Origin of the sequence: Streptomyces sp. NPDC059816 (genome assembly GCF_042732055.1) — a bacterium.
GTDB lineage: Bacteria > Actinomycetota > Actinomycetes > Streptomycetales > Streptomycetaceae > Streptomyces.
Genome location: NZ_JBHWIQ010000056.1, coordinates 1 through 11955, shown reverse-complemented (window position 1 = coordinate 11955; position 11955 = coordinate 1). Strand labels below are relative to the sequence as shown.

2 protein-coding genes are annotated in these 11955 nt (G+C 75.0%); both read right to left on the bottom strand.

From position 1 onward, the window contains the following. On the bottom strand, positions 1-1721 hold a 1721-nt coding region (locus tag ACFV88_RS35705; RefSeq protein WP_385496387.1), incomplete at its 3' end, for a type I polyketide synthase. A gap of 16 nt (positions 1722-1737) precedes the next feature. Continuing rightward, the coding region (locus tag ACFV88_RS35700) for an SDR family NAD(P)-dependent oxidoreductase (protein ID WP_385496386.1) at positions 1738-11955 on the bottom strand (10218 nt) is incomplete at its 5' end.

The following is an 11955-nucleotide window of genomic DNA, read 5'->3' as shown; positions in this document are numbered from 1 at the left end:
CCCTGACCCGGAAACACCACCACCGAACGACCCGACGAAACACCGTCACCACGCACCACCCCCGGCGCCAACCGGCCCTCGGCCAGGGCCTTCACGCCGTCGATCAGCCGGTTCTGATCGGTTCCCACGACCACGGCCCGCCGCTCGAAGGCGGTACGCGTGACGGCGAGGGCAAGGCCGGTATCGACGGCGCCCAAGGGTTCGGGGCCGGCACTCAGGTGTGCCAGCAGCCGCGCCGCCTGGTCGCGAAGTGCCTCGTCGGTACGCCCCGACAGCACCCAGGGCAGCGGGTACGCATCGCCGTCGGCAGCGGGTTCGGCCACCGGTTCGGTGTCCTCCGCCGGGGCCTGCTCCAAGATCAGATGGACGTTGGTGCCGCTGACGCCGAAGGCGGACACGCCCGCCCGGCGCGGACGACCCATGTCGTCCCAGGTACGGGCCTCGGAGAGGACTTCCACGGCTCCCGACGACCAGCCCACCATGGGAGTCGGCCGGTCCGCGTGCAGGGTTCTGGGCAGTTCGCCGTGCTTGATCGCCAGCACCATCTTGATGACGCCGCCCACTCCGGCCGCCGCCGAAGTGTGGCCGATGTTCGACTTCAACGAGCCCAGCCACAGCGGCCGGTCGGCGGGCCGGTCCTGGCCGTACGTGGCCAGCAGCGCCTGCGCCTCGATGGGGTCGCCGAGCACGGTGCCGGTGCCGTGCGCCTCCACCACGTCCACCTCGGACGCCGACAACCCCGCGTCCGCCAACGCCGCACGGATCACCCGCTGCTGCGACAGACCGCTCGGCGCCGTCAGACCGTTGCTCGCCCCGTCCTGGTTCACCGCCGAACCACGGACGACGGCCAGTACCGGGTGTCCGTTGCGGCGGGCGTCCGACAGCCGCTCCAGCAGCAGGACGCCGACGCCCTCGGACCAGCCGGTCCCGTCCGCGTCGGCCCCGAACGCCTTGCAGCGGCCGTCGGCCGACAACGCGCGCTGGCGGCTGAACGCCACGAACGCGTCGGGAGTCGCCATCACCGACACCCCGCCGGCCAGGGCCAACGTGCAGTCACCCGCCCGCAAGGCCCTGATCGCCAGGTGCAGGGCGACGAGGGAGGAGGAGCAGGCCGTGTCCACGGTCACCGCGGGCCCCTCCAGGCCCAAGGTGTAGGCGACCCGGCCGGAGACCACGCTGCTCGCGGTCCCGGTGTCCAACAGGCCCTGGACATCGGGGAGGTGGCGCGAGCCCGCGCCGTAGCCGTTGCCGATCGCCCCTAGGAAGACGCCCGTGCCGGTGTGCCGCAACGTGCGGGGGTCGATCGCGGCCCGCTCGACCGCCTCCCATGCGGTCTCCAGCGCCAGCCGCTGATGGGGGTCGGTTGCCAGGGCCTCGCGCGGCGAGATGCCGAAGAACTCCGCGTCGAAATCGCCCGCGTCGTGGAGGAAGCCGCCGTGCCGGGTGTAGGAGGTACCAGGCCGCTCGGGGTCCGGGTCGTAGAGGCCCTCCAGGTCCCAGCCTCGGTTGACCGGCCAGGCGGAGATCGCGTCGGCGCCCCGGGAGACCAGATCCCACAGCAGTTCGGGCGTGTGGGCGCCACCGGGATAGCGGCAGGCCATGGAGACGATGGCGATCGGCTCGTGGCGGGCCTGCTCGGCCTCGCGCAGTTGCCTGCGGGCGTCACCGAGGTCCGCGGTGGCACGCCTGAGGTAGTCGAGCAGCTTCTTGTCGTCGGACATCAGTGCCAGCTCTCTCTCAGGCGTTGCCGAAGTCGTTGTCGAGCAGGGCGAACAGCTCGTCCGCTGTCGCCGTTTCCGTCGCCCTGGCGGTGCCGCCCGCTGGTCCGGGCGGTGGTGCCTCGCCGCCCGGTGCGCCGGCGCGCCGGCCCCAGCCGCGCAGCAGTTCGTTCAGCCGTTCGCCGACCACGTCGGTGTCGGCTGCTCCGGGCGGGACGGCCGCGAGGAGCGCGGCAAGGCGGTCCAGCTCGGCCAGCAGCGGCGAGGGCGATTCGGGTGCGGCGGACAGCTGCGCGTCCAGGTGGCCGGCGAGCGCCTCGGGCGTCGGGTGGTCGAAGATGACCGTCGGTAGGACGGTCAACCCGGTGGCCTCGCACAGCGCGTTCCTGAACCGCACCGCGAGCATCGAGTCGAAGCCGACCTCGGAGAAGGAACGTTCCGGGCGCACCGGACCGGCTCCGGGATAGCCGAGGACCACGGCCGCGTGCCGGATGACCAGGTCGAGGACCGCTTCACGGCGTGCCTGCCGGTCCATCGGGGCCAGCCGGGCGGCCAGGCGCGCGGCGGGAGCGCCGTCGTCGCCCGCGGCTTCCACCGTGTCCTCGGCGGGCACCGCCGTGGTGGTCGAGGCGGCGGCGGTCCGACCCGGTGTGGGCAGCCAGTACCGGTCGCGCTGGAAGGGGTACGTCGGCAGCGGGAGGAGAGGCGGGCCGCCCGGATCCGAGGCCCCCGTCCAGGGCGACCAGTCCACCGGACCGCCGCCGGCCGCCCACGCCTCGGTCAGTGAGGCCAGCAACCGGTCCCGGCCGCCGTCGCCGCGCCGCAGCGTACCGACCGCCGACATCCCCCGCCCGGCCTCCGCAGCCACCGCCTCGATCCCGGCGAGCAGCACCGGATGCGGACTGACCTCGACGAACAGGGTGTGCCCCGTGTCCAGCAGGGTGCGGGTCACACCGGCGAAGCCGACCGGCTCGCGCAGGTTGCGGTACCAGTAGGCGGCGTCGAGCGATTCTCCGGCGACGGGTTCGCCGGTCACCGTCGAATGGAGCGGGACGGCCGAGGCGCGGGGGCGTATCCCGGTGAGCGCTTCGCGCAGTTCGTCCTCGATCTCGGCGACCTGGGCCGAGTGGGCCGCGTAGTCCACCGGGATCGCCTTGGCCCGTACGCCCTCCCGGTCGCAGGCAGCGAGAAGGGCGGCCAGCTCTTGGGGCTCCCCGGCGACGACCACGGCTCCGGGGCCGTTCACCGCGGCCACGCACACGCGTCCGCCGGCGGGCAACAGGCTGGTGGTCCGCTCGGTGGAGGCGGCGACCGACACCATGCCGCCGCGTCCCGCCAGCCTCAGCAGTGCCCGGCTGCGCAGCGCCACCACGAGCGCCGCGTCATCGAGCGACAGCGCTCCGGCGACGTAGGCGGCGGCGATCTCGCCCTGGCTGTGTCCGACGACCGCGTCCGGGGTGACCCCGGTGTCGCGCCAGTGCGCGGCCAGCGCGACCATGACGGCGAAGAGCACCGGCTGGACGACGTCCACGCGGTCGAGCGCCGGTGCGCCGGGCGCGCCGCGCAGCACCTCGGTCAGGGACCAGTCGGTGTGGGGGGCGAGCGCCCGTTCGCAGGCGGCGATGGCGGTGGCGAACGCCTCGGAGGCGTCGAGCGCCGCCACGGCCATGCCGGCCCACTGCGAGCCCTGGCCGGGGAAGACGAAGACCGTACGACCGCCGCGCGCCCGGTCCTGCACGGCGTCGGGCGCGGGTTCTCCCGCTGCGAGGGCGTCCAGCCAGCCGAGGAGCGCCTCGCGGTCGCGGCCGGTGGCGGCAGCGCGGAAGGGCAGGGCGGGGCGGGTGGTGGCGAGCGCGCGGGCCGGTCCGGCGGTACCCCCGTCGGGGTCGGCCCGCAGGTGCTCGCCCAGTCGGCGTGCCTGTCGGCGCAGGGCCGCCGGGGTCATGGCGGAGAGCACCCACGCAACCGTGAGTTCGGTGTCCTCGGGCGGCTCGCCGAACGTGCCGTGGAGCAGGGGGGCTTCGGCGGCCGGTGCTTCCTCCAGGATGGCGTGGGCGTTGGTGCCGCTCATGCCGAACGCGGACACCCCGGCCCGGCGGGGCCGGCCCCCGTCCGGGGCGTCCCAGGGGCGGGCGTCCGCGAGCAGCCGTACGGCGCCGGCCGACCAGTCCACCCGGCTGGACGCCTCCTGTGCGTGCAGGGTGCCGGGGAGCACGCCGTTGCGCAGTGCGAGCACCGTCTTGATGACCCCGGCGACCCCGGCGGCGGCCTGGGTGTGCCCGATGTTGGACTTCAGCGACCCCAACCACAGCGGACGGTCGGCCGGCCGGTCCTGGCCGTACGTGGCCAGCAGGGCCTGCGCCTCGATGGGGTCGCCGAGCACGGTGCCCGTGCCGTGTGCCTCGACCAGGTCGATGTCGGTGCCGGACAGTCCCGCCGTGGCCAGCGCGGTCCTGATCACCCGCTGCTGTGCGGGGCCGCTCGGGGCGGTGAGGCCGTTGCTGGCACCGTCCTGGTTCACCGCGGTGGCCCGTACGAGGGCGAGGACCGGATGCCCGAGGCGGCGCGCGTCGGAAAGCCGCTCCACGAGCAGTACGCCCACCCCTTCGCCCCAGCCCGTACCGTTCGCCCCTTCGGCGAAGGAGCGGCAGCGGCCGTCGGGCGACAGGCCCTGCTGACGGCTGAACTCGACGAAGACGTCCGGGCTCGCCATCACCGCGGCGCCGCCGACCAGGGCGAACGAGCAGTCGCCTGCGCGCAGTGCCTGGCCGGCCAGGTGCAGTGCCACCAGCGAGGACGAACAGGCCGTTTCCACGGTCACGGCGGGGCCGCCGAGTCCGAGGGCGTAGGCGACTCGGCCGGAGGCGACGCTGGTGACCGTGCCGCTCAGGAGGTGTCCCTCGACCTCGTCGGACGGGTTCTGCGGGCCGGTGCCGTAGCCCTGGGCGGCGACGCCGACGTAGACGCCGCCCTCGCTGCCGCGTACCGAAGCGGGATCGAGCCCTGCCCGCTCCAGCGCCTCCCAGCTGGTTTCGAGCAGCAGTCGCTGCTGCGGGTCCATCGCGAGTGCTTCACGCGGGGAGATGCCGAAGAATTCCGCGTCGAACTCGGCCGCCCCGTCCAGGAATCCGCCGCCGGTGGTGTAGAAGGTGCCCGGGTGCAGGGGGTCCGGGTCGTAGAGGGAGTCCAGCGACCAGCCGCGGTCGGCGGGCAGCGCGGTGACCGCGTCCACTCCGTCGGCCACCAGTCGCCACAGGCCCTCGGGCGAGCGGACGTCGCCCGGGAAACGGCAGGCCATCGAGACGATCGCCAGGGGCTCGTCGGCCGTCGCGGGCCCGGCTGCGCCGCCGGCGGCGGCTGCGGAGTCCGCCGCGGCCGTGCCGGCCCTGTCGTCGACGTCCGGTTCCGCGCGGCTCAGCCCGGCGAAGAGGTGCGCGGCGAGGGCGGCTGCCGTCGGGTGGTCGAAGACGGCGGTGAGAGCGAGCGGCAGAGCGGTGGCGGCGACCAGCCGGTTGCGGAGTTCGACGGCGGTGAGCGAGTCGAAGCCGACCTCACGGAACGGACGGTCGGCCGCGAAATCGGCGGCTGACTCGTGGCCCAGCACGGCGGTCGCTTCGCTCCGGACCAGTTCCGTCAGCAGTTTGCGGCCCTCGGGCTCGGGCAGCCGATGGAGCCGGTGCAGCCACGACGGTTCGCCGCCCGTCCCGGGTCCGGACCCGGCGGAGGTGTCCGCCGGCCGGGGCTCCGGGGCGTCCGGCAGGCCGCGCAGCAGGGCGCTGTCCCTCGCCGAACCGAAGGTGGGCGCGAAGCGGCTCCAGTCCAGCTCGGCGACGACCGGTTCGCCCTCGTCCCGGGCCAGCGCCAGGCCGAGCGCGCGAAGCGCCGCCGCGGGGGCCATCGGCACCAGTCCGTGGCGGCGCAGGCCTTCGCCCACGTCGCCGGCGGCCATGCCCGCACCGGCCCACGGGCCCCAGGCCACCGAGGTCGCCGTCAGGCCCCGGCGGCGCCTCGCCGCGGCGAGTGCGTCGAGGTAGGCGTTTGCCGCCGCGTACGCGCCCTGGCCGCCGCTGCCCCAGGTGCCCGAGATCGAGGAGAACAACACGAAGGCGTCCAGGGGGTGGCCTTCGAACAAGGCGTCGAGGTGGGCCGCGCCGCGCGTCTTGGCCGCCGCCCGCCGGGCCAGTTCCTCCGGCGTGCAGTCCATCAAAGCGGTGTCCGAGGTGAGTCCCGCGGTGTGCACCACGCCCCGTACGGTGTCGCCCGCGTCGCGCAGCTGCTCCAGGACCCGTTCCAGCGCGGCGCGGTCGGCGACGTCGCAGGCCACGAGGGTGCTCCGGGCACCCAACGCCGCCAGGGCGTCGGCCAGCTCGTCGGCTCCGGGGGCCTCGGGCCCCCGTCGGCTGAGGAGGACGAGGTGTTCCGCCCCGCGCTCCGCGAGCCAGCGCGCCACCTGGGCGCCGAGGCCGCCGGTGCCGCCGGTGACGAGGACCGTGCCGCGCGACGTCCACGGGGCGGGCGCGGGTGTCGCGGGTTCCGGCACGAGGACGAGCCGACGGCCCAGCGGTACCGGCGCTCGTACGGCCACCTGGTCCTCGCCGTCCCGTCCGGCCAGCACCGCGCACAGCCCGTCCAGCGCGGACCCGTCCAGCAGGTCCGGCAGGTCGACCAGGCCTCCCCAGCGCAGCGGGTGCTCCAGTGCCGCCACCCTGCCCAGGCCCCACACCTGGGCCTGCTCGGGACGGACCTCCTCGGTGCCGTCAGCCGCCACCGCGCCGCGGGTGGCGCACCACAGGGGTGCGTCGATGCCGCTGTCACCCAGTGCCTGGAGCAGCAGCAGGGTGCCGGTCAGGCAGGCGTCGGGCGTCCGCGCGTCGGGGTGGGGCCCCTCAGCCAGGGCCAGCAGGGACAGGACTCCCTCCAGGTCGCCTAACTCCGCTAGCAGCAAGGCTAGTTCGGAGCGTTCGACGGCGGCGTCGACCCGGATCGCGACCACGTCGGCGCCCTGCCCGGCGAGGGCCTGTTCACAGGCGAGTGCGGTGTCCTCGACGGCGGGCCCGTCCGGGGTGACGAGGAGCCAGCGACCGCAGAGGCGGGGCTCCGCGGGCGCGGTGAGCGGCTCCCATGCGATCCGGTAGCGGTGGGGGCCGCCGGGGACCTCGGTGCCCCGGCGGCGCCAGGCGGCGGGGGCCGGGTCCAGGGCTGCTTCCGGCCAGAAGCGGCGGCGCTGGAAAGCGTAGGTGGGCAGCTCGACCCGCCGCACGTCGGTGCCGTTCCAGCCCGCCGACCAGTCCACCGGTACGCCGCGCAGGTGCAGCGAAGCCAGTGCGGTGCGGACCGCGTCCGGCTCGCCACGGCCGTCGCGCAGCAGGGGCACCGTCCCGATGCCGGTGGAGGCAGCAGCAGGGGCCGGGGCGGGGTCGCCGAGGCAGGCGTGGAGCATGCCGGACAGGACGCCGCCCGGTCCGAGTTCGAGGTACGTCGTCGCGCCCTCGGCCCGCAGCCGGCGGGCGCCTTCCAGGAAGCGCACGGTGTCCCGGACGTGGCGTACCCAGTGTTCGGGGGAGCGGAGTTCCGCGGCCGTGGCCGTGCGCCCGGTCAGGTTGGAGACGATCTCGATGCCGGGCGGGTGGTAGGTCAACGACTCGGCCACGTCCCGGAACGCGTCGAGCATGCCGTCCATCCGGGCGGAGTGGAACGCGTGGCTCACGCTCAGGCGCCGGGTCCGCCGCCCTCGGGAGCGGAACGCCCCGGCCAGGCGCCGTACCGCGTCCGCATCACCGGACAGGACCACTGAGGTGGGCCCGTTGACGGCGGCGACGTCCACCGCGTCCCGGTCCGCTTTCCGGTCCGGGGCGGGGTGCTCGGTACGGTCGTCCAGCAGGACCTGGCGCACTTCCTCCTCGGCGGCCTCGACCGCCACCATCGCCCCGCCCTCGGGCAGTTCGTCCATCAGCCGCCCCCGGGCCGCCACCAGTGCGCAGGCGTCGGGCAGGTCCAGCACGCCCGCCGCGTGGGCGGCGGCGAGTTCGCCGATGGAGTGCCCCATGAGCAGGTCGGGCTGCACACCCCAGTGCCGTACGAGCCGGAACAGCGCCGTTTCCAGGGCGAACAACGCGGGCTGGGTGTACCGGGTGCGGTCGAGCAGGTCCGCACCAGGGGTTCCGGGCCCGGCGAACAGGATGTCGCGCAGGCGGAGGTCGAGGTGCGGGTCAAGGCCGGTCAGCACCTCGTCGAGGGCGTCGGCGAACACCGGATCGTCTCGGTAGAGCTCGGCACCCGTTCCGGCCCGCTGGCTGCCCTGCCCCGGGAAGAGGAAGGCGGTCCGGCCGGAGCGTACGGCGCCGCCGGTGAGCAGTCGGCCCGCTGACGTGCCGCGCGCGAGAGCGGTGAGCGAGCGCCGGACGGCCGCCCGGTCCCGCCCCAGGACGGCGGCCCGGTGTTCGAGCGGGGCTCGTCCCGTGGCGAGCGAGTAGGCGACGTCCGCCAGTTCGAGGACCGGGTCGGCATCGAGTCGGCTCACCAGTCGGTCGGCCTGGGCCCGCAGGGCCTTGGGAGTGCCGGCCGAGAGCAGCAGCGGCACGGGCGGGCCGGTACGGCGGGCGAGCGGGGTGGCGGTGACCGTCGCGGCGGTGCCAGCGGTGGGCGTTTCCGGGGCGTCGGTCCGGTCCGGGGCGGGCACGACCGCGATGGCGGGCGCCTGCTCGACGATCACGTGCGCGTTGGTGCCGCTGATGCCGAACGACGACACGCCCGCCCGACGCGGGCTCCCGGTCTCCGGCCACGGGGTGTGCGCGGTGAGCAGCCGGATGCCACCGTCGGACCAGTCGACGTGCGCGTTCGGCGTCCCGACGTGCAGGGTTCCCGGCAGTTCGCCGTGGCGGATGGCCAGCACCATCTTCATCACCCCGGCCACCCCGGCCGCCGCCTGGGTGTGCCCGATGTTCGACTTCACCGAGCCGAGCCACAGCGGACGGTCCGCCGGGCGCGCAGGTCCGTGGACGGCCTGGAGCGCCTGCGCTTCGATGGGGTCGCCGAGCCTCGTACCGGTGCCGTGGGCCTCGATCGCGTCGATCTGGTCGGCCCGCAGCGCGGCGTCGGCAAGGGCGGCCCGGATGACCTGCTGCTGGGAGGGGCCGTTGGGGGCGGTGAGCCCGTTGCTGGCGCCGTCCTGGTTCACGGCGGTGCCGCTGATCAACGCGAGTACGGGGTGGCCGTGGCGTAGGGCGTCGCTGTGGCGCTCCAGCAGCAGCACCCCGGCGCCCTCTCCCCAGCCCGTGCCGTCCGCCTCCGCAGAGAACGCCTTGCACCGTCCGTCGGCGGCGAGCCCGCGCTGACGGCTGAACTCCACGAAGAGCCGCGGGGTACTCATCACCGTCACCCCGCCCGCGAGGGCCTGCTCGCAGTCACCGCGCCGCAGCGCCTGCACGGCCAAGTGCAGCGCCACCAGCGACGAGGAGCACGCGGTGTCGACAGTGAGCGAGGGCCCTCGGAGGCCGAGGACGTAGGACAGCCGCCCAGACAGCACGCTGGCGGTGTTCCCGGTCAGCAGATGCCCCTCGGACACGCCCTCGGCGCCCTCCAGCAGCGCGGAGTAGTCCTGCCCGTTGGTACCGATGTAGACGCCGACCTGCCGGTCCTTCAGAGCGGTCGGGTCCTGCCCGGCACCCTCCACCGCCTCCCAGGCGGTTTCCAGGAGCAGCCGCTGCTGCGGGTCCATGGCCAGGGCCTCGCGCGGCGAGATCCCGAAGAACTCCGCGTCGAAATCGGGGGCATCGTGCAGGAAGCCACCCTGCCTGCTGTACGTGGTGCCGGCGCGGTCGGGGTCCGGGTCGTACAGCCCCTCGGTGTCCCAGCCCCGGTTCGACGGCCAGTCGCCGACGGCGTCGATGCCCTTCGAGACCAGGTGCCAGAAGTCCTCGGGCCGCGCGACCCCGCCGGGGAAGCGGCAGCCCATGCCGACGATCGCGATCGGCTCGCTGCTGCCGGACTCCACCACCCGGCTCTCCTCGGTGCCGACGGAACGGGCGAACCCGGCGGTGCCGCTCGCCGCATCCGGCAGGTCCAGGTCCGCGAGCAGCCGGTCGGCCAGTGCCGAGGGCGTGGGATGGTCGAACAGGACGGCGGCGGGCAGGGCCAGTCCGGTGACGGCGGCGAGTCGGTTGCGCAGCTCCACCGCCGTCAGCGAGTCGAAGCCGAGCGCGGAGAACGCCTTGGCGGGCTGGACCACGTCGGCGTCGGGGTGGCGCAGGACCGTCGCCGCGTGGGTGCGTACCAGTTCGACGAGGGCCCCGACCCGGTCCTCGTGGCGCGGCAGCAGGGCGAGCTGCCGGCGCAGGGCGTCGGCGGGACCGTCGCCCTCCCGGGCCGCCGTCGGCAGGGCGGTGTCGCGGACGGGACCCGCGGCAGCCGGGTCCGGTATCCCGTCGAGCAGGGCGGCGGACCGCAGGCCCAGGCCCGTGGTGAAGCGCCGCCAGTCGACATCGGCGACCACGACCAGCGCGTCGTCCTCCGCGAGTGCCCGGCCGATCGCGGTGACGGCCGTTTCGGGCTCCATCACCGGCATGCCGAAGTCCCGCAGCCGCGCGGCGACATCGTCCGCCAGCATGCCCGGCCCGGCCCAGGCTCCCCAGGCCACGGACGTGCCGGGCAGCCCGGCTGCCCGGCGGGTGGCGACGAGTGCGTCGACGGCGGCGTTGGCGGCGGCGTAGTTGCCCTGCCCGGCATTGCCCACGACGCCCATCACCGACGAGAACACCACGAAGGCCGACAGGTCGAGGCCCGCGGTGGCCTCGTGCAGGTTCCGTGCGGTGGTCAGCTTGGCGCGCAGAACGGCGGCGAGCCGCGCGGGGTCCAGTGCGTCCAGCACACCGTCGTCGAGGACGCCCGCTGCGTGGATGACGGCGGACAGCGGGTACCGCGCCGGCATGTCGGCGACCAGCGCCGCCAGTGCGGCCGGGTCGGCGACGTCGCAGGCCGCGAAGACCACTTCGGCGCCCAGCGCCGTCAGTTCCGCCCGCAGTGCGTCCGCACCGGGTGCGCCGTCACCGCGACGGCTGACCAGCAGCAGCCGCTCCGCGCCCTGGCCCGCGAGCCAGCGCGCCGTGTGCGAGCCGACGCCACCGGTGCCGCCGGTGACGAGGACCGTGCCCTTCCAACTCGGGCGCGTACGCGCCCGGACGGCCGCGCCGTCGGAGCGCCCCTCACGGACCTTCTGCGGCACGGACGGCGGGGCGGGGCGGAGGCGGCGTCCGTGGACCCCGGTGGAGCGCACCGCCACCTGTTCCTCGTCGGCCACGGCTCCCGCGAGCACCGCGCACAAACGACGGGCAGCCCGCGCGTCCAGCACCTCGGGCACGTCGATCAGACCGCCCCAGCGGTGCGGGTGCTCCAGTGCCAGCGTCCGGCCCAGGGCGGCGGACGCCGCCTGACCGACGTGTCCGGGCCGCTCCGCTCCGCCGAGGACCGCCGTCCCCTCCGTCAGCGTCCACAGCCGGGCGCCGATGCCCGCATCCTCCAGTGCCTGTACCAGCGCGAGGGTCAGCGCCGGACTGCCGGGCAGGTCGGGGTGTGCGGGATGAGGGCGCTCCTCCCAGGACAGCAGGGACAGCACTCCGGCGATCGGCTGCTCTCCGGCTGTCTTGGTGAGCAGAGCGGCCAGTTGTTCGCGGGTCGCGCCCGGATCGGCGACGACGCACGGGAGGATGTCGGCCCCGGCCTCGTCGAGGACGTCCAGGACGGCCGCCGCGCCGTCGCCCTCGGGACGCAGGGCGACCCAGCGACCGGCGAGGCCGTCCGCCGGCGCGACCGACAGGGGTGCCCAGGCGACGCGGTAGCGCCAGGATTCCGCCCTGCGTTCACGGCTTCTGACGGAGCGCCAGGTCGCCAGGGCCGGCAGGACCTCGTCCAGGGCTGCACGGCCGACCCCGAGGGTTTCGGCGAGTTGGGCGGGGTCCTGTAGTTCCAGATCGTCCCAGCGGTCCTCGGCAGGGGCGGCCGGAACGGCGGCGGGGGCCGCCAACCAGTAGCGCCGCCGCTGGAAGGCGTACGTCGGCAACTCGACCCGCCGCGCCCCCGGGAACGCCCCCGACCAGTCCACCCCCAACCCGCACTCCCAGGCGCGGCCCACCGCACGGAGCACCTGATCCACCCCACCCTCACCCCGCCGCAACGTCCCCAACACCGCAACATCCACACCCGCCGCCTCCGCCGACTCCCCCACCGCAACCCCCAACACCGG